The 17,405-nt window shown below is 66.2% G+C and carries 18 protein-coding genes; 13 read left to right on the top strand and 5 right to left on the bottom strand.

The features are described 5' to 3' along the window. Positions 1-26 precede the first annotated feature (26 nt). The 6 genes from FHS94_RS08010 to FHS94_RS07985 all read left to right on the top strand — a co-directional run bounded on the left by FHS94_RS08010 (position 27) and on the right by FHS94_RS07985 (position 5,440). Positions 27-461: a hypothetical protein gene (locus tag FHS94_RS08010; protein WP_184056453.1), complete on the top strand. Its 435-nt coding sequence runs from the start codon at positions 27-29 to the stop codon at positions 459-461. Between the two features lie 24 nt (positions 462-485). Beyond that, positions 486-1,346: a 3-methyl-2-oxobutanoate hydroxymethyltransferase gene (panB, locus tag FHS94_RS08005; RefSeq protein WP_184056451.1), complete on the top strand. Its 861-nt coding sequence runs from the start codon at positions 486-488 to the stop codon at positions 1,344-1,346. Between the two features lie 110 nt (positions 1,347-1,456). After that, positions 1,457-2,158, top strand: coding sequence for a tetratricopeptide repeat protein (locus FHS94_RS08000; RefSeq protein ID WP_184056449.1), 702 nt, complete (start codon positions 1,457-1,459; stop codon positions 2,156-2,158). Beyond that, positions 2,155-3,492: an outer membrane protein assembly factor BamB family protein gene (locus FHS94_RS07995; RefSeq protein ID WP_246348428.1), complete on the top strand. Its 1,338-nt coding sequence runs from the start codon at positions 2,155-2,157 to the stop codon at positions 3,490-3,492. Before FHS94_RS08000 ends, FHS94_RS07995 begins: the two co-directional genes overlap by 4 nt. 50 nt (positions 3,493-3,542) lie before the next feature. Further along, positions 3,543-4,913 (top strand): ribosome biogenesis GTPase Der, encoded by a 1,371-nt coding sequence (gene der / locus FHS94_RS07990; protein ID WP_184056447.1) that lies wholly within the window; start codon positions 3,543-3,545, stop codon positions 4,911-4,913. 89 nt (positions 4,914-5,002) lie between these two features. Then, positions 5,003-5,440 (top strand): Hpt domain-containing protein, encoded by a 438-nt coding sequence (locus FHS94_RS07985; RefSeq protein WP_343055215.1) that lies wholly within the window; start codon positions 5,003-5,005, stop codon positions 5,438-5,440. 3 nt (positions 5,441-5,443) lie between these two features. Here the strand turns inward: FHS94_RS07985 and purL are convergent, their stop codons facing one another. The 3 genes from purL to map are packed head-to-tail and all read right to left on the bottom strand — an operon-like array spanning position 5,444 to position 9,584. Beyond that, positions 5,444-7,687 (bottom strand): phosphoribosylformylglycinamidine synthase subunit PurL, encoded by a 2,244-nt coding sequence (gene purL, locus FHS94_RS07980; protein WP_184056443.1) that lies wholly within the window; start codon positions 7,685-7,687, stop codon positions 5,444-5,446. Positions 7,688-7,746: 59 nt separating this feature from the next. Beyond that, on the bottom strand, positions 7,747-8,742 hold the full coding sequence (locus FHS94_RS07975; RefSeq protein ID WP_184056441.1) for a bile acid:sodium symporter family protein: 996 nt from the start codon (positions 8,740-8,742) through the stop codon (positions 7,747-7,749). A gap of 14 nt (positions 8,743-8,756) precedes the next feature. Beyond that, positions 8,757-9,584 (bottom strand): type I methionyl aminopeptidase, encoded by an 828-nt coding sequence (map, locus tag FHS94_RS07970; protein WP_184056587.1) that lies wholly within the window; start codon positions 9,582-9,584, stop codon positions 8,757-8,759. Positions 9,585-9,636: 52 nt separating this feature from the next. Between map and FHS94_RS07965 the strand changes: the two genes are divergently transcribed. After that, complete coding sequence (locus tag FHS94_RS07965) at positions 9,637-10,395, top strand: competence/damage-inducible protein A (RefSeq protein ID WP_184056439.1); 759 nt, start codon at positions 9,637-9,639, stop codon at positions 10,393-10,395. A gap of 16 nt (positions 10,396-10,411) precedes the next feature. Here the strand turns inward: FHS94_RS07965 and FHS94_RS07960 are convergent, their stop codons facing one another. Then, entirely contained in the window at positions 10,412-11,581 is a 1,170-nt protein-coding gene (locus FHS94_RS07960) for a glycosyltransferase family 4 protein (protein ID WP_184056437.1), read from the bottom strand. A gap of 95 nt (positions 11,582-11,676) precedes the next feature. Here FHS94_RS07960 and FHS94_RS07955 point away from each other — a divergent pair, with 95 nt between their 5' ends. Next, entirely contained in the window at positions 11,677-12,387 is a 711-nt protein-coding gene (locus FHS94_RS07955; protein WP_184056434.1) for a glutathione S-transferase family protein, read from the top strand. Positions 12,388-12,419: 32 nt separating this feature from the next. Beyond that, complete coding sequence (gene radA, locus FHS94_RS07950; protein ID WP_184056432.1) at positions 12,420-13,793, top strand: DNA repair protein RadA; 1,374 nt, start codon at positions 12,420-12,422, stop codon at positions 13,791-13,793. Here radA and FHS94_RS07945 read toward each other — a convergent pair. Continuing rightward, positions 13,772-14,236 (bottom strand): NUDIX hydrolase, encoded by a 465-nt coding sequence (locus FHS94_RS07945; RefSeq protein ID WP_184056431.1) that lies wholly within the window; start codon positions 14,234-14,236, stop codon positions 13,772-13,774. The two genes, radA and FHS94_RS07945, sit on opposite strands and share 22 nt — an antisense overlap. Before the next feature lie 84 nt (positions 14,237-14,320). On the opposite strand from FHS94_RS07945, the gene FHS94_RS07940 reads away from it, so the two are divergent. From FHS94_RS07940 to FHS94_RS07925, 4 genes are read left to right on the top strand one after another with little or no spacing between them, the layout of a single operon-like run. Beyond that, positions 14,321-14,881, top strand: coding sequence for a CvpA family protein (locus tag FHS94_RS07940; RefSeq protein WP_184056429.1), 561 nt, complete (start codon positions 14,321-14,323; stop codon positions 14,879-14,881). Then, the gene (locus FHS94_RS07935) at positions 14,878-15,327 is read left to right on the top strand and encodes an iron-sulfur cluster assembly scaffold protein (protein ID WP_184056427.1); all 450 of its coding nucleotides are present in this window, start codon (positions 14,878-14,880) and stop codon (positions 15,325-15,327) included. The genes FHS94_RS07940 and FHS94_RS07935 overlap by 4 nt, the downstream gene beginning before the upstream one ends. Further along, positions 15,327-17,078 carry a cation:proton antiporter domain-containing protein gene (locus tag FHS94_RS07930; RefSeq protein ID WP_184056425.1) on the top strand — a complete coding sequence of 584 codons (1,752 nt, stop codon included), beginning with the start codon at positions 15,327-15,329 and terminating at the stop codon, positions 17,076-17,078. The genes FHS94_RS07935 and FHS94_RS07930 overlap by 1 nt, the downstream gene beginning before the upstream one ends. Further along, positions 17,075-17,404: a DUF423 domain-containing protein gene (locus tag FHS94_RS07925; protein ID WP_184056422.1), complete on the top strand. Its 330-nt coding sequence runs from the start codon at positions 17,075-17,077 to the stop codon at positions 17,402-17,404. Before FHS94_RS07930 ends, FHS94_RS07925 begins: the two co-directional genes overlap by 4 nt. Position 17,405 lies beyond the last annotated feature (1 nt).

Below are 17,405 nucleotides of genomic sequence, written 5' to 3'. Positions count from 1 at the left end.
ATCCTGTCCGTGACGGGAGAAATGTCATGCGGACATCGGTCAAGCCGCCGGTCTGGTTCTGGGTGGCGGGCGTTCTGTTGCTTGTCTGGGGGCTGATTGGTGTTGGCGGCTTTGTCGCCGACCGGATGATGACGCCCGAGATGGTGACGAGGATGTCGGATTTTGATCGGCAGCTTCGGGCCTCTCAGCCGGGCTGGACGGTCTGGGCATACGGCCTTGCTACGGTCACGGGCCTGCTCGGCAGCTTGGCGTTGTTGATGCGGCGGCGCGCGGCGCAACCCCTTTATGTTGCGTCCCTCGTCTTCGTGGTGGTGCTGTTCGGTTATGTGCTTGGCGCGACAGACATTATCGCCGCCAAGGGCTTTGGTCCGGCCGCCGGGTTGCCAATCGTGATTGCCTTGCTTGCTCTTTTCTCGATCTGGCTTGCGAGCTTGGCGCGACGGCGGCGCTGGATCGGGTGACGCCGGGGAGGTAGAGGCGACGCCATGTCCACCACCTACACCATCGATACTTCCACCAGCCGCGCAACGCCCGTTTCGGCGCCGCTCAAGCGGCTGACCATTCCCGCCATCCGTCGCCAGAAGGGTGGCACGCCGCTGGTCATGCTGACGGCGTACACGGTCCGGACTGCCCAGCTGCTGGACCCGCATTGCGACATGCTGCTCGTTGGCGACAGCCTGGGCCAGGTCATTTACGGATTGCCCTCCACGGTGCCGGTGACGCTGGAGATGATGGCGGCGCATGGGGCGGCGGTGGTGCGCGGCAGCTATCATGCGGTGGTGGTCATCGACATGCCCTTTGGCAGCTACGAAGGGTCACCCGAGAGCGCATTCGACAATGCGGCGTTCCTGCTGAAGCAGACGGGCGCGGCTGCGGTGAAGCTGGAAGGCGGCACGGAGATGGCGGACACCGTACGCTTTCTGACGCGCCGCGGCGTTCCGGTGATGGGGCATGTCGGTTTGACACCACAGTCGGTCAATGCGCTGGGTGGCTATGGTGCGCGGGGCCGCACACAAGAGGAGGCAGGACAGATCATCGACGACGCGCGTGCCATCGCAAAAGCGGGTGCCTTTGCCGTCGTCGTCGAAGGCGTGGTCGAGCCGATCGCGATCGAGATCACCAGGGCGGTCGAATGTCCCGTCATCGGGATCGGGGCCTCCGCCACGTGCGACGGGCAGGTACTGGTCGCGGAAGACATGCTGGGGATGTTCGAGCGCACGCCCCGGTTCGTGAAGCGATACGAGGATCTGGCGGGGCGGATCACCGCCGCCGCCGAAACCTATGCTGCCGAGGTACGCGACCGGACCTTCCCCGGTCCCGACCAGGTCTACGCCCCCCGCGGTTAAGGGCGGCGGCCGGGTCGCCAGCGCGATCCATATCAGTCCCCATTGCGGGACGGCCGCTCCCCGCTTAATGCTCCCGCCGTTCCTGTCTTTTGATCATCCGGAGCCATTTGTTGGCCATCACACCGCAATCGAATGAAGCTTTCCTGCGCGAAGTCGATGAAGAGCTGCGCCGTGACCAGCTCGCGACGTTCTGGGAACGCCATGGGCGGTGGTTGATCGTCGGGATCATCGCGGCGCTCTCCCTGTTCGGCGGCTGGCTTTACTGGCAGCACCATCGCGAACAGGTCGCTGGCGCCGAAGGTGAGAAACTGGCCGACGCGTATCGCGCGCTTGGCGAGGAAAAGACCCAGACCGCGCAGCCTGTCCTCAACTCGCTGGCAAGCTCTAGCCGGCCGGGCATTCGGGCATCGGCCCTTGCGACCCAAGCCGACCTGCTCTTGGAGAAGAAGGACACCAAGGGGGCAGCCGCAAAGTTCGCTGCGATCGCTGGGGACAGTTCGATCGGCCAGCCGCTGCGCGACCTGGCGCTGGTGCGGCAGACGGCGGCAGAGTTCGATACGCTGCGCCCGCAGGTGGTCGTGGAGCGGCTTCGTTCGCTGGCGGTAAAGGGCAATCCGTTCTTCGGCAGTGCGGGGGAGATGGTGGCGATTGCGCAGCTCCGCATGGGCCGTCGCGACCTCGCAGGGCAGATGCTCGGCCAGATCGCCAACGATCCGGACGTGCCGGCCACCATTCGTCAACGCACGGTTCAGATGGCGGGCGCGATGGGCGTCGATGCCATCGCCGACAGCAAGGATAACAAGTCGCAATGAAGTTCCTGAAGCGGGGCAGCGCCATGCGCGCCGGCGTCGCGGCGACAGCGCTGCTGGCGTTGGGCGGATGCGGCGTGTTCAAGATGGGTCCCAAAAAGACTCCCACCGTTGGCAATCGCGTACCGATCCTGATGTCCGAAAACGCAGTCGAGACTGATCCCACGATCGCGAACATCCAGATTTCGCTGCCCGCGCCGGCGCCCAACGACAACTGGGCACAAAATGGCGGCAACGCGGCCAAGTCGATGGGTCACCTCGCGCTGGCCGCGTCGCCGTCACAGGTCTGGCAGGCCACAATCAACGGCGGTTCCAACCGTGAACGCCTGGCCGCGGCCCCGGTGATCGCGGACAACAAGCTGTTTGTCATCGACGTCGATGCGACCGTCCACGCCATGGCCGCCGACACGGGTCGCCCGCTGTGGACGGTGTCCCTGTCGCAGGACAAGGCGAACCGGGGGTCGCGCTTTGGTGGCGGCGTCAGCTATGACGACAACAACGTTTACGCGACCGATGGCCTGGGCGATGTCGTTGCGCTGTCGGCGGCTGACGGCAAGGAGATCTGGCGTGCGAAGCCGGGCGGGCCGCTGCGCGGCTCTCCCACCGTCGCTAATGGCAACGTCTATGTGCTGAGCCAGGACAACCAGTTGTTTGCGCTGGGCCAGAATGACGGCAAGGTACTGTGGCAGCAGGCTGGGACGCTGGAGACACAGGGGGTGTTCGGTGTTGCCGCCCCCGCGTCCAGCCAGGGCACGGTGGTGACCGGCTTCTCCAGCGGAGAGCTGAACGCCTATCGGTACGAAAATGGCCGGGTGCTGTGGCAGGATGCGCTGTCGCGCACCTCGATCACCACTTCCGTGTCGAGCCTTGCCGACATCGACGCCGATCCGGTGATTGATGAAGGCCGGGTCTATGCCGTGGGGCAGGGCGGGCGCATGGTCAGCCTGGATCTCGCGACCGGGCAGCGGCTGTGGGAGCAGAACTTCGCCGGCATTTCGACGCCCTGGATCGTGGGCGAGTGGCTGTACGTCGTCACCGACGACGCGCGCTTGGTGTGCCTGACGCGGTCGAACGGCAAGGCCCGCTGGATAGCGCAGCTGCCGCGCTTCCGTAATCAGAAGAAGAAGACGGGGCAGATCACCTGGTTTGGTCCGGTTCTGGCCGGCGGGCGCTTGATCCTGACCAATAGCGAGGGGCAGATCGGCTATGTTTCGGCGACCGATGGCACGATCCAGTCCACGATGAAGGGCAAGACCCCCTTCACCCTGGCACCGGTAGTCGCGAGTCAGACGCTGTACACGCTGGATGGCAAGGGACGAATCACCGCGTATCGCTGATAAGCGGCACTCGCCCTTGCCGTGACCGCCAGCGCGCGTAAGGCGGCGCGATGGCATCACTTCCAACTGTCGCGATCGTCGGCCGACCCAATGTCGGCAAGTCGACGCTGTTCAATCGTCTCGTCGGCAAGCGCCTGGCCCTGGTCGATGACCGGCCGGGCGTCACCCGTGACCGGCGGGAGGGCGAAGCGCATCTCCTCGGCCTCGACTTCCGCATCATGGATACGGCCGGTTACGAGGATGAAGATCCCGACTCGCTCCCCGGGCGTATGCGCCGCCAGACCCAGGCGGCGATCGACGAAGCGGACGTGGCGCTTTTCATGATCGACGCCCGCGCCGGGATCGTGCCGCTGGACGAGGAGATCGCCCGCTGGCTGCGCGGGTCGTCCACCCCCGTCGTGCTCGTCGCGAACAAGGCGGAAGGGCGCGCGGGCGAGCAGGGCATTCTTGAATCGCTCGCCTTAGGGTTCGGAGATCCCGTGCAGCTGTCTGCCGAGCATGGCGAGGGCGTGGCCGATCTGTTCGAAGCGCTGCTGCCCCACCTGGAGCGTGAGGACCAGCCCGAGGAGGTCGAGGATAACGAGAGCCTGGACGCCCCGCTGAAGCTTGCAATCGTGGGTCGCCCCAACGCGGGCAAGTCGACGCTGGTCAACAAGTTGCTCGGCGAGGATCGCCTGATCACCGGGCCGGAGGCTGGGATCACGCGCGATTCCATCTCGGTCGACTGGCTATGGACCGACCGGGAGGGGCATGAACGTCAGGTCAGGCTGATCGACACCGCCGGGATGCGCAAACGCGCCAAGGTGCAGGACAAGCTCGAAAAACTGTCGGTCGCGGACGCGTTGCGCGCCGTCGACTTCGCAGAGGTCGTCGTGCTGCTCCTCGACGCGACGCTGGGGCTGGAGTCGCAGGATTTGCGCATTGCCGACCGGGTGCTGGAGGAGGGCCGGGCGCTCGTCATCGCGCTGAACAAATGGGACGTCGCCGAAAACGCGTCGTCGCTGTTCAACGGCGTGCGCAAGGCACTGGAAGACGGGTTGAGCCAGGTCAAGGGGGTGCCGTTGCTGACGGTGTCCGGGGCGACCGGCAAGGGGCTGGATGTCCTTATACAGGCAGCCTTCGAAACCCGCGCGGCATGGTCAAAGCGGGTCGGGACGGGCGAGCTCAACCGCTGGTTCGAGCGCGCGCTGGAGGCGAACCCGCCGCCCGCTCCTGGCGGCAAGCGGATCAAGATGCGCTATGTCACGCAGATCAAGACCCGCCCGCCTAGCTTCGTTATATTCGGAACCCGGGTCGACCAGGTGCCCGCAAGCTACGAACGGTACCTCGTCAACTCGATGCGACGGGAACTTGGATTTGGTGCCGTGCCGATCCGCCTTACCCTCAGGGCGCCGAAAAACCCTTTCGAAAAGGCGGACTAATCAACGGGCAGCAACCGAGTTTTTACATTTGGAGCGCTAACACCCTGAGCGAACCCTCGGTCAGTCGCGGCCCGATGGAGGAGAACAGGGTGTCGTTCGAAGGCAACACGTTGGTCGATTGGACCGCTTTCAGCAAGGCACGTGCCGAGCTGGGCGCGGGCTTCGTCCGCATTCTTGGCTATTTCCGCGAGGACGGCGTTAAATCGGTCGCAGCGATCGAGGCAGCGATGCGCGGGGGCAATGCCGCCGCGCTGGTCATCCCTGCGCATACGCTGAAGGGAGAAGCGCGTCAGTTCGGCGCCGAGCCGCTGGCGGCGCTAGCCGAGCATATCGAAACCATCGGTCGGGACTGCGTGGAAAAGCAGGATACGCCCGATCAGGCGCTTGAGCATGTGGTGAAGCTGCGCCCCTGCTTCGAGGCGACGCTGTCGCTGCTCGAGCGCGAGTCGAACCCGTTGAAGGAGCGGCGTCCGGTTGCCGGCGGTTTCGGCCGCCGCGCGCCCGGAGGGTTCGGACGCGCCGGCTAAGCCTCAGGCGAGGGCCGCGTCCGCTCCCATCAGCGTCGGGAAGAACGCCTCGTGCGTGCGGCGCAGGTCGTCAAGCGCGACCACGTCGTCACGGTCCGGACGTTCAAAGATCAGCCGCTTGCCGCCGGTGCGGCCCAGTGGCTCCGCTTCCACGCCGGCCGCGTGGGCAGCGCCGAGGAAGTCGAGCAGCGCGTGGTCGTGCACGGTGACGATGTACACACCCTGATCCTCCGCGAAGAAGGAACGGGCGCAGTCATAGGGCTGCTTGCGATCGATCATCGCGCCGATGTTGCCCGCCAGCGCCATCTCCGCGATCGCGACCGCAACGCCCCCATCGGCAACGTCGTGGCACGCGGAGAGGTGCCCGGCGGCGATGCTGGCGCGGATCAGGTCGCCGGTGCGCCGCTCGGCTGCGAGGTCGACTGGCGGGGGTGCGCCCGCATTACTGCCCTCCAGCCCGCGGCACTCGCGTAGCCAAAGCGACTGGCCGAGGTGCCCGCCGCGAGTGCCAACCGCCAGGATGATGTCGCCCCCGCCCTTGAATGCGATGGTGCAGCTCTTTTCCCAATCAGCCAGCAGGCCGACGCCGCCGATCGCGGGAGTCGGCAGGATCGCCGAGCCGCCGCCGGTCGCCTTTGATTCGTTGTACAGGGACACATTGCCGGACACGATCGGGTAATCGAGCGCACGGCATGCCTGGCTCATCCCCTCAAGGCAGCCGACGATCTGGCCCATGATCTCGGGCCGCTGCGGGTTGGCGAAGTTCAGGCAGTTCGTGATCGCGAGCGGCGTCGCGCCGACTGCGGTCAGGTTGCGCCAGGTTTCAGCGACGGCCTGCTTGCCGCCCTCTACCGGGTCGGCGAGGCAGTAGCGCGGCGTTGAATCGGTGGTCATCGCCAGGCCCTTTGGCGTGTCATGCACCCGGACAACCGCTGCGTCGCCGCCGGGACGCTGCACCGTGTTCGCGCCGACCATGTGGTCGTATTGCTCCCAAATCCAGCGACGGCTGGCGATATCGGGCGAACCCATCAGGGTCAGCAGGTCGGCAGCGATGTCGCGGGTGTGGAGCCCCTCCGGCAAAGCGCCCGGGGCCGGGGTGGGCACGTGCGGGCGGTCGTACAGCGGCGCCTCGTCCGCAAGCGGGCCGAGCGGGATGTCGCACACGGTTTCGCCGTGGTGCTTCAGGACCATGCGGCCGGTGTCGGTGACATGGCCGATGACGGCGAAGTCGAGTTCCCATTTGCGGAAGATCGTTTCGGCCTCCGGCTCCCGGCCGGGCTTCAGGACCATGAGCATGCGCTCCTGGCTTTCGGACAGCATCATCTCGTACGCCGTCATGCCCTCTTCACGCTGGGGCACGTCGTCCATGATGAGTTCGATGCCGACTCCGCCCTTGGACGCCATTTCGACGCTGGAGGAGGTGAGGCCGGCGGCACCCATGTCCTGAATGGCGACGATCACGTCGGTCGCCATCAGCTCCAGGCACGCCTCGATCAGCAGCTTTTCGGTGAACGGGTCGCCGACCTGGACGGTGGGGCGCTTCTCCTCCGCATCCTCGCCGAAATCGGCCGAGGCCATGGTCGCGCCATGGATGCCGTCGCGCCCGGTCTTGGAGCCGACATACACGATCGGATTGCCGATGCCCGAGGCGGCCGAGTAGAAGATCTTGTCCGTGTCCGCGACGCCTACAGTCATCGCGTTGACCAGGATGTTGCCGTCATAGGCGGGATGAAAGTTGACCTCACCACCCACGGTGGGCACGCCGACGCAATTGCCATAGCCGCCGATGCCATGAACCACACCGGAGATCAGGTGGCGCATACGGGGGTGATCGGGGCGACCGAAGCGCAGCGCGTTAAGGTTCGCGACCGGGCGGGCGCCCATGGTGAACACGTCACGCAGGATGCCGCCGACGCCCGTCGCCGCGCCCTGGTAGGGTTCGATATACGAGGGGTGGTTGTGGCTCTCCATCTTGAAGATGGCAGCCTGGCCGTCGCCGATGTCGATAACGCCCGCATTCTCACCAGGACCGCAGATCACCTGCGGACCGGTGGTCGGCAGCTTCTTAAGATGGAGGCGCGAGCTTTTGTAGCTGCAATGCTCCGACCACATGACCGAAAAGATGCCGAGCTCCACCAGGTTCGGCTCGCGGCCGAGCGCGTGGAGGACGCGGTCATATTCCTCGGGAGACAGGCCGTGCTCGGCGACGATCTCGGGCGTGATCTGCGGGCTGCTGGTCTGGGTCATGCGGGCGCCTTAGCGAGCGGAAAGCGGCTCGTCATCCTGCCCGACACGTTTAACCGGTCCTAGCTGGCGAGCGCAGCCTCTTGAACGGTTCGCTCGGTCGGCTGGTTTCCCGCATAGCGCTGCGCCACGCTGGCGCAGACGAGGAGCTGAAGCTGGTGAAAAATCATCAGCGGCAGGATGATCGCGCCGACCTGTGCAGCCGGGAACAGCACCCCGGCCATCGGAACGCCCGACGCCAGGCTCTTCTTGGAACCGCAGAACAGGATAGCGATCGAGTCGGCACGATCGAAGCCGAGCCGCTTTGCCAGAATGCTGGTCCCGATCATGACGATCGCGAGGAGCAGCGCGCTGAAAAGCAGCACCAGCAGCAACTGCCAGGCGGGCACACGCGTCCAAAGCCCCTCAACCACCGCAGCGCTGAACGCCGTGTACACGACGAGCAGCACGGATCCGCGGTCGACCAAGGACAGCACCGCCTTGTGGCGATCGACCAAACCGGCCGTCCACGGCCGCGACAGATGGCCAAGGACGAAGGGGAGGAGCAGCTGCCCCGCGATGGTCCGCACCTCACCAAGGGAGACGTGGGCCGTGCCGCCCATCAATCCTGCAACCAGCAGGGGCGTGAGCAGGATGCCGAGAAGGTTGGAGGCCGACGCGCTGCACACCGCCGCGGGCACGTTGCCCCGCGCCATGGAGGTGAACGCAATCGAGGATTGAACGGTGGACGGCAGCAGCGTCAGGAACAGTAGGCCGGCGGCAAGCGTCGGCGCCAGCACCGCCACCGTCCCCGCATGGAAGGCGAGACCCAGCAGGGGAAAAGCGACAAAGGTGATCGCAAGCACCAGCAGGTGCAGGCGCCAGTTCGTCATGCCTGCGATGATGGCGTCGCGCGACAGCTTGGCGCCGTGCAGGAAGAACAACAGGGCGATCGCGGCGAAGGTGACGATCCCCAACCCGCTCGCAACCTGCCCGCGACACGGCAGCACGGTCGCCAGCAGGACGGTGGCAAGCAACAGGAGGCTATAGCGGTCGATACGCCTGAACAGGGCAGCCATCAAGCGGGAGCTTCTTATTGGTAAGGTGGCTGGTTGTAGCCGGCGGGGCTGAGCGTGAAGATCTCACACCCGGTTTCCGTGATGCCGATCGAGTGTTCGAACTGCGCAGACAGCGAACGATCGCGGGTGACGGCGGTCCAACCATCGTCCAGCAGCTTCACGTCGGGACGGCCGATGTTGATCATCGGTTCGATGGTGAAGATCATGCCGGGGCGAAGCTCCGGTCCGGTGCCGGGACGCCCGACATGAACCACCTCCGGCGCGTCATGGAACAGGCGGCCAAGGCCGTGGCCGCAGAAGTCGCGAACGACGCCGAAGCGGTGCTTCTCCGCGTGGCGCTGGATCGCGTTGGCGACATCGCCCATGCGGTTGCCGGGCTTCGCCTGCTCGATGCCGATCATCAGGCACTCATAGGTGACCTCGACCAGCCGCTTGGCGCGAAGCGGCACGTCGCCGATCAGGTACATGCGGCTGGTGTCGCCATGCCAACCATCGACGATCGGGGTCACGTCGACATTGACGATGTCGCCCGACTTCAGCGTCTTTTCGGACGGGATACCGTGGCACACGACATGGTTGATCGAGATGCAGGTGGAGTGGGTGTAGCCACGATAGCCGAGGGTCGCGGGCACGCCGCCGTTCGCCGTCACGAAATCGTAGATCAGCCGGTCGATCTCTGCCGTGGTGACGCCCGGGACCATGTGCGGCACCAGCATGTCCAGCGTTTCGGCCGCCAGCCGGCCGGCGCGGTGCATGCCGGCAAAGGCGTCAGGACCATGAAGCTTGATCGCGCCCGTGCGGGCATCCGGTGAATCGGCGGTGACGGTGACGTATTCGGTCATGACGCCGATATAGCGTGGCGAACCCAGGTTTGCGAGGCTATGCCGGCCAATGATGAGCGAGCAACGCATCTGGACCGCCGCGCTGGTGGTGATCGGCGACGAGATCCTGTCCGGCCGAACGCAGGACAAGAACATCGCTCAACTTGCGAGTTGGCTCAACGTCCAGGGTATCCGGCTCGCCGAGGTGCGGGTGGTGCCGGACCGGGCGGAAGCGATCGCGGAGGCGGTTAACATCCTGCGGGCGCGCAACGATTACCTGTTCACCACGGGTGGCATCGGGCCGACTCACGACGACATCACTGTGGATGCGATCGCCGCCGCGCTGGGCGTGCCGGTCGTGCACCATCCTGACGCAGTCGCCACGCTGGAGCGTTATTACGAGAGCCGGGGCGGGCTGACTGAAGCGCGGGCGCGGATGGCGCGCGTGCCCGAGGGCGCAACACTGATCGAGAACAGGGTGTCCGGCGCGCCGGGCATCCGCTGGCAGAACATCTTCATTATGGCAGGCGTGCCGCATATCACCGCAGGCATGCTGGATGCGCTGACCGGCACGCTAGAAGGAGGGCAGCCGGTGATCTCTGCGACGGTCGGCGGCTGGGTCGCGGAAAGCGAAGTCGCGGACCTGTTGCGCCGGACGGAGAAGGCGTATCCAGGCGTCGCGATCGGCAGCTATCCTTTCTTTCGCGACGGGCGCACAGGCGCGAACTTCGTCGTGAGGAGCCCGGATCAGGCCCTGGTCGATGCATGCCTCAGCGATCTGACGGCCGGGCTGGAGCAGGCAGGTTACGCGGTTACTGCCGGAGGCATCTGACCCGCGAGAGCCTGGATCAGGCGGGCACCTCACGGTTCGCCATCACCTCCCGATAGGCCTGCAGCACCGCCGCATTGGCCGTGTCCCAGCGATAGGAGAGCGCCCGGCGGTGGCCGGCCGCGCCGAGTTGTTCGCGCAGCAGTGGCTCTGCCACGATGCGGCCGATCGCGTCGGCATAGGCGCCGACGTTGGTGGGCTGGACGAGAAAACCGGTTTCCCCCTCAACCACCAGATCGACGGCACCGGTCGCGCGCGCGGCCACGACGGGAACCCCGGCCGCCATCGCCTCCGTCGTGACGTTGCCGAACGTCTCGGTCACGGACGGGTTGAAGAACACGTCCATGGAGGCAACGGCGCGGCCGAGATCGTCGCCCGACTGGAAACCGGCAAAGATCGCCTCGGGTGCTTGCGCGGCGAACCATTCCCGCGCCGGCCCTTCGCCAATAACGAGCACCTTGTGGCGGACATTGCGTCGCTTGAGTTCCGCGACGACCCTGGCGAAGATGTCGAGGCCTTTTTCCTTCACCAGCCGGCCAAGGAAGCCGACTGCCGTGTCGCCGTCCTCGATCCCGAGGGAGCGGCGCCATTCGAAACTGCGCCGTGAAGGGGTGAAGCGATCATGGTCGATGCCGCGCGACCAGATAGAGGTGGGCGCGGTGACGCCCCAGTCGGCCAGCAGCGCGGCAATGCTGGGGCCCGGCACGAGGACCCGGTCGAACCGGTCATAGAAGCGCTTCAGCCCGGCGATCAGCAGGGGCTCCGCAAAGCGCAGGCCATAGTAACGGGGATATGTTTCGAAGCGCGTATGAAGCGACGCCACCGCTGCCGCCCCGTGCGCGCGGGCATAGGCAACCGCACGGTGGCCGAGCAGTTCGGGTGCGGACACATGCACCAGATTAGGCGCGAAGGCATCGAGATCGCTACGGATGTGGGGGGGGAGGCCGCGCGCCAGCTTGTACTCGCCGCGCCCGAATGGGAGCGACAAAGCCGGCACACTGACCAGATCGCCCGTGGGGGGGAACGCGGGCTTCACGACTGTCGGCGAATAGATCCGCACCGCGATCCCGTGGTCCAGCAGATAGCCGACAAGCAGGTTCAACGCCTGGTTCGCGCCATCGCGAACATAGTTGTAGTTGCCGCTGAACAGGGCGACGCGGAGAGCTTCGTCGGTTGGGGGCCGCTGCATGGGGGAGGCGCTGTAGCGCGCGCCGAGGCGGCTGGCCACCGTGCCCGGACGGGCGTAACCATTGCCTACCCGGAGCCACAGAGGAGCGTGCCCCCATGACCGACCTGGCAACCTTTCCCGTCACCCGGCGCTGGCCGGCGACGCATCCCGACCGCATCCAATATTACGGCCTGCCAACGCCCAACGGTGTCAAGGTATCGATCGCGCTGGAAGAGCTGGAACTGCCTTACGAGGCCCATCTGGTCGACTTCGGCCAGAACGACCAGAAAAGTGCCGAATTCCTGTCGCTCAACCCGAATGGCAAGATCCCCGCGATCCTGGACCCTAACGGGCCGGGCGGGCAGCCCTTCGCCGCGTGGGAGAGTGGGGCGATCCTGACCTACCTCGCAGACAAGGCGGGGCGGCTGATCCCGTCCGACCCCGCGGGGCGTGCGCAGGTGCTGACCTGGGTATGGTGGCAGGTCGGTGGCCTTGGCCCGATGGCGGGGCAGCTCAACTTCTTCGCGGCGATGGGTGGCAAGGATTGGGAAGATAAGCGGCCGCGCGACCGCTACGCCGAAGAAACGCGTCGCCTGCTGGACGTGCTCGACGGGCAACTGGCGGGACGGGAATGGATCGCGGGCGACTATTCGATCGCCGACATAGCCTGCATGGGCTGGGTGCGAGCGATGCGAAAGCTGGACCACGATACCGGACTGGTCGGGTTTGGCGAGTTCGGCCGCCTGGGCGATTGGCTGGACCGCGTCCTGGAAAGGCCGGCGGTGCAGCGTGGCCTTCACATTCCCGAAAGGCCGAACAGGGGCTAGTCGTTCCCGACCTGTTCCGCTACATCGCGGTCATGGCCAAGCCGCAAAAACGCTATGTCTGTCAGTCCTGCGGGTCGGTGTCGTCACGCTGGCAGGGGCAGTGTGTCGACTGCCAGGAATGGAATACGCTGGTCGAGGAAGCGGCGGCGGTGGTGACGCCGTTCCAGGCCAAGCACAATCTGCAGGGCGGCGGGCGCTCCATCCAGCTTGTCGGGCTGGACGCGGAGGTGACGCTTCCCGATCGCATTTCGACCGGGATCGCGGAGCTGGACCGTGCGCTGGGCGGCGGCTTCGTGGAAGGATCCGCGACGCTGATCGGGGGTGATCCCGGTATCGGAAAGTCGACGCTGCTGCTCCAGGCGGCGGCGCGGATGGCGAGCGCGGGGCTGTCGGTCGCTTATGTCTCGGGTGAGGAAGCGGCGGACCAGGTGCGGTTGCGCGCGCGGCGGCTGGGGCTGGGATCGGCGCCCGTGCAATTGGCGAGCGCGACCTCCACGCGGGACATCCTGACGACGCTGTCCACCGGGCGGCCGCCTGCGCTGCTGGTGATCGATTCGATCCAGACCATGCATTCGGACCTGATCGAAGGCGCGCCCGGCACCGTCAGCCAGGTGCGTGCGTCGTCGCAGGAGCTGATCCGCTTCGCCAAGGAGCGCGGCACCGCGCTGGTGCTGGTCGGGCATGTGACCAAGGACGGCAGCATCGCCGGGCCGCGCGTGCTCGAGCACATGGTGGATACCGTGCTGTCCTTTGAAGGAGAGCGCAGCCACCAATACCGCATCCTGCGCGCGATCAAGAACCGGTTCGGGGGAACGGACGAGATCGGCGTGTTCTCGATGGTCGCCGAAGGGTTGACGGAGGTCGCCAACCCTTCTGCGCTGTTCCTGACGCACCGCGAGGAGGGGATTACCGGCGCTACCGTGTTCCCAGCACTGGAAGGGACGCGGCCGGTGCTGGTGGAGATACAGGCGCTGGTGGTACGACTGGCCAGCGGCGCGACGCCGAGGCGATCGGTGGTCGGCTGGGACGCAGGCCGGCTTGCGATGGTGTTGGCGGTGCTGGAGGCGCGGTGCGGGCTCTCCTTCTCCGCAGCCGAAGTCTATTTGAACGTCGCGGGCGGGTACAAGGTGCAGGACCCGGCGGCGGACCTGGCGGTTGCGGCGGCGCTGGTATCGGCGCTGTCGGAGCGTCCGGTGCCGGCCGATGCGGTGGCATTCGGCGAGATCGCGCTGTCAGGCGAAGTGCGCGCGGTGGCGCATGGGCCGCTACGCTTCAAGGAAGCGGCCAAGCTGGGGTTTGAGCGGGCGCTGGTCCCCTCCGCCATGACGAGCGATGGTGGTGACCTGCGCTTGTCGGGTTTTCGGACGCTGGTGCAGTTCGTGGACTATATGCTGGGGCGCGGCTGAAGCCGGGCGCTCAGCGCGGCGGCCAACCCGGATGGGTACAGGTTGACCCCAGGCGGCAGCTCGTCCGGCTTAGCCCAGCGCGCGATCTGGCGTCCGCTGCCGTCGTGATAGAGAACGTGCTTCCGCGTATAAAGATCAGGGTCGGCCAGGGCCGTGTTAATCGCGAACAGATATTCGTGGCCCGTCGCATCGCCATGAACAAAGATGTTCTCAATGGTGTGCCAAGGGCCATCGAAGCTCGCCTCACACCCGAGCTCTTCGCGCAACTCCCTGCGTAGTGCTTCTTCCCGCGTTTCGCCGAACTCGATCGTACCGCCAAGCGGGCGCAGGCCGACCAGGATCGACCTGTCATCGCATACCGGGCCGAGCAGCAAGGCCGGACCACGCCAGATCAGCGCGAGCACCTTTGTCCGGATGACGGGCGACGGTCGCCAGAAGCTCATGCGTGCCTTCTATTGGCCCTGGCCGGAGCCCGCCAGCATGGTCGGGACTAGCGAAAAACGGTCAGCAGCCCTATTCGCAGGACCATGGCGCTGACCGCACTCGACATGGTTGTTTTGCTCGCTGTCGGGGGCGCTGCGATCCTCGGCTTTGTTCGTGGTTTTGTTACCGAGGTGCTGTCGCTGTTCGCCTGGGTCGCGATCACGGCCGCCCTGAAACTGTTCCACATCCCGATCAGCCAGGCGCTGACCCGCTTTGTGGGCACGGCATCCGGGGCGGCAGTACTCGCCTTTGTCCTGATCGCGGGCTTCACGTACTTCTTTGGCCGCCTGGTCGCGCGGGCGATCGGGGCGCGGACAAGGACCAGCGTGCTCGGGCCGCTTGATCGGGGGCTGGGCTTCGGGTTCGGCGCGTTAAAAGGCCTGATCCTGTGCAGCCTGGCGTTTCTTCTGGTGGCACTCGTGGTGGACACGACGCGCGGCGGCTCGGCACGGCGGCCGGCATGGATGACAGGGAGCCGGACCTATCCGCTGCTCAACGCGACCAGCGCGGGGATTGCCGACTTCGTGGATCGCCGGCGTCGCGGTCAGCCTGTTTTCGGGGCGCGGACGCCGGACACGAACAATGCTGTGGGAGCCGCGGAATGAGCAGCGCGCTTTATAACCAGGACATCCTGCGTCTGGCGGCGTCCATCCCGTTTCATGAGCGACTGGTGACGCCAGCGGCCTCCAGTGAGAAGCGGTCGCCGGTCTGCGGCAGCCGGGTCACGGTCGACGTGAACCTTGGTCCTGACGGCCGGGTCGCTGAAGTTGGGCTGCTGGTTCGCGCCTGCGCGCTCGGCCAAGCATCGGCATCGCTGCTGGCGGCGAACATTCTCGGCAAGAGCGCGGAGGAACTGGAGGCGGCTCGCGATGCGCTGACCGCATGGCTTGCAGGTGAGGGCGATGCGCCCGATTGGCCCGGCCTTGCTGTGCTGGCACCGGCGCGACACTATGCCGCGCGGCATCCCTCCATCCGCCTCGCGTTCGAGGCCGCTGCGGAAGCGGCGCGAGAGGCTGCGCGGCACGGCGATCATGCGGTCGTGACAGCCTGATGGAGCACGAGTCGGTTTCGCTGTTGCGCGACGGCGTGATCCTGCTCGGGTTCGGGCTCGTTTGTGTGTTGTTGTTCCGCCGGCTGGGGCTGGGTGCGACGCTGGGCTACCTCGTGGCTGGTGCAGCGGTCGGCCCGCATGTGCTCGGCCTGGTCGGCGGTGCCGAATCGAAGATGGGCTTTGCGGAGCTCGGCATCACGCTGCTGCTGTTCCTGGTCGGGTTGGAGCTGAACCCAAGCCGGCTTTGGAAGCTGAAGGAAGACATTTTCGGCCTTGGTCTGCTGCAGGTAGCGTGCTGCGGGCTGGCGGTTGCGGGCTTTGTATGGCTGGCGGGCTTTTCACCGGCTGCGGCGCTGGCGCTTGGGCTGCCGCTCGGTCTGTCGTCGACCGCTCAGGTGCTGCCGATGCTGCAGTCGGCGGGACGGCTGCGGACGCCCTTTGGTGAGCGCGCCTTTTCGATCCTGCTGTTCCAGGATCTGTCGATCGTTCCGCTAATCACGATTGTCGCTGCCCTGTCGCGCCGGCCCGCAGAAGCGAACGCGCCGCCGGGGTGGCTGCTGGGCTTGTACACCGTGCTGGCTGTGGCGGGGCTGGTGCTGGCGGGCCGGTTCGTTTTGCGCCCGTTGTTCCGGCTGATCGGACGGCTGGGCGAGCGCGAGCTGTTCGTCTTTGCCGGCCTGTTCGCGGTGATCGCCGCAGCGGCCGTGATGGAAACCTTCGGGTTGTCCGCCGCGCTCGGTGCTTTCGTGGCTGGCGTGATGCTTGCCGACACGCCTTATCGGCACGAGATCGAGGCGGATGTGGAGCCGTTTCGCTCCATCCTGCTCGGGCTTTTCTTCCTTGCGGTCGGCATGAGCCTGAAACTGCCGGTGATCGCGCAGCGCCCCTTGTTCGTCCTGGGCGTGGCGGCGGCGCTGATCCTGACCAAGACTGCCGTGATTACCGCGATCGGCCTCGCCTTTCGGATGAAGTGGCGCCAGGCCTTCGCGCTGGGGCTGTTGCTGAGCCAGGGCGGTGAGTTCGGGTTCGTGTTGTTCGGTCAGGCCGCGACCGGTGGGCTGATCGATCCGCAGGCGGCGAGCCTGTTCGGGGCAGTAATTACCCTGTCGATGGCAACCACGCCTTTCCTGATGACGCTGACCAAGCGGTTCCGGGAAGAGCCGGTCAACAGCATCCCCGAAGAGCGAGACGGGCCCAAGGCCGACGGGGCCAATGCCCTGATCGTCGGCTATGGTCGGTTCGGCCAGACGGTGGCGCAGATGCTGCACGCGTCAGACGTGCCGGTGACGCTGATCGACACCGATATCGAGATGATCGATGTCGCCAACGAGTTCGGGGCCAAGGTCTATTATGGCGACGGTACGCGGCTGGACCTGTTGCGCCAAGCAGGCGCGGCAGAGGCGGAGCTGATCTGTTTCTGCCTGGATGGTGACCAGCTGGACGCGGAAATGCTGGACGCGGTGCATGAAGCATTCCCGAACGCGACCCTGTTCGTGCGCGCGTTCGATCGTCGTGCCTTGATCAAGCTGAAGGACGCGCCGGTGCGCTACATCGTGCGCGAGGTGCTTGAGTCCGCAGTGAAGATGGGGCGCATGGCTCTCGACAGCGTCGGCGTGGATGGCGCGGAGATCGACCGGGTAGAGGACCGCTATCGTCGTCGCGATCGCGAGCGGTTGAAGGTGCAGCGCGACGGCGGCGATATCCGGGCGGCAAAGACGATGGTGTCAGACACGCGGATTGGGGAACGATGAACTGGCTGGGTGTGCTTGCGGCCGTGTCCGGCGCGGTGGCCGTCATGGCGGGCGCTTTCGGTGCCCATGGCGCAGGCGCGCGCGCGGCCGAACTGCTGCGCATCGGCGGACATTACCAGCTGGTTCATGCCGTGGCGGCGCTGGTTGCGCTGCGGCTGGGCGCGGCAGGGCCGGGATGGCTATTCGTGGTGGGCGCGGCGTTGTTTGCGGGGTCGCTGTACGGGCTGGCTTTTGGAGGTCCGCGCTTGCTCGGTCCCGTCACGCCGCTGGGGGGTGCGCTGATGATCGCCGGCTGGTTGTGGCTGGCATGGCGGCTGAAGGGCTGAG

The sequence above is a fragment of the Sphingomonas aerophila genome (assembly GCF_014199305.1).
Lineage (GTDB): Bacteria > Pseudomonadota > Alphaproteobacteria > Sphingomonadales > Sphingomonadaceae > Sphingomonas > Sphingomonas aerophila.
Note: the sequence above shows the minus strand (reverse complement) of the source record. Positions and strands in the feature narration are given on the sequence as shown.